This window comes from Burkholderia sp. BDU5 (genome assembly GCF_001522845.1).
Classification (GTDB): domain Bacteria; phylum Pseudomonadota; class Gammaproteobacteria; order Burkholderiales; family Burkholderiaceae; genus Burkholderia; species Burkholderia mayonis.
Genome location: NZ_LOWC01000065.1, coordinates 1 through 845 on the forward strand (window position 1 = coordinate 1; position 845 = coordinate 845).

General features: G+C 67.6%; 1 protein-coding gene. It reads right to left on the bottom strand.

Going from position 1 to position 845, the window contains the following annotated elements; all coding sequences use genetic code 11:
• Positions 1 to 845: threonine ammonia-lyase, biosynthetic (gene ilvA / locus WS69_RS12230; protein WP_082716147.1), on the bottom strand; the 845-nt coding region annotated here is incomplete at both ends.

The window sequence follows — 845 nt, forward strand, 5'->3', positions numbered from 1 at the left end:
AACGGATAGCCGAGCGCCGCGAGAAAGCGGTCGAACTCCGCGTGGTCCGCCTGCGGCACCTGCAGGCCGACGAGGATCGAGCTGTAGTCGGCGCCCTGATTCCGGTAATGGAACAGGCTGATGTTCCAGTCGGGCGCCATCGACGACAGGAACTTCATCAGCGCGCCCGGCCGTTCGGGGAATTCGAAGCGGAACAGCCGCTCGTCGTGCGCGAGCGGCGAGCGGCCGCCGACCATGTAGCGGATGTGCTGCTTCGACAGCTCGTCGCCGGACAGATCGACGGTCGTGAAGCCGTGCGCGGCGAAGGTGCGCGAGATCTCGTCGGATTCGTCGCGCCGCTTGATCTGCACGCCGACGAAGATGTGCGCCGATTGCGCGTCGGCGATCCGGTAGTTGAACTCGGTCACGTTGCGCTCGCCGACGAGCGAGCAGAAGCGCCTGAAGCTGCCGCGCTCCTCGGGGATCGTCACCGCGAACACCGCCTCGCGCGCTTCGCCCACTTCCGCGCGCTCGGCGACGAAGCGCATCCGGTCGAAGTTCATGTTCGCGCCGGACGTGATCGCGACGAGCGTCTCGCCCTCGATGCCTTCGCGCTCCGCATACAGTTTCGCGCCCGCGACCGCGAGCGAGCCGGCCGGTTCGAGCACGCTGCGCGTGTCCTGGAACACATCCTTGATCGCCGCGCAGAGCGCGTCGGTGTCGACCGTCACGACATCGTCGAGATACGCGGTGCAGAGCCGGAACGTCTCTTCGCCGACGAGCTTCACCGCAGTGCCGTCGGAGAAGAGGCCGACCTCGGGCAGCTCGACGCGCTTGCCCGCCGCGAGCGAGCGCTTCATCGCGCA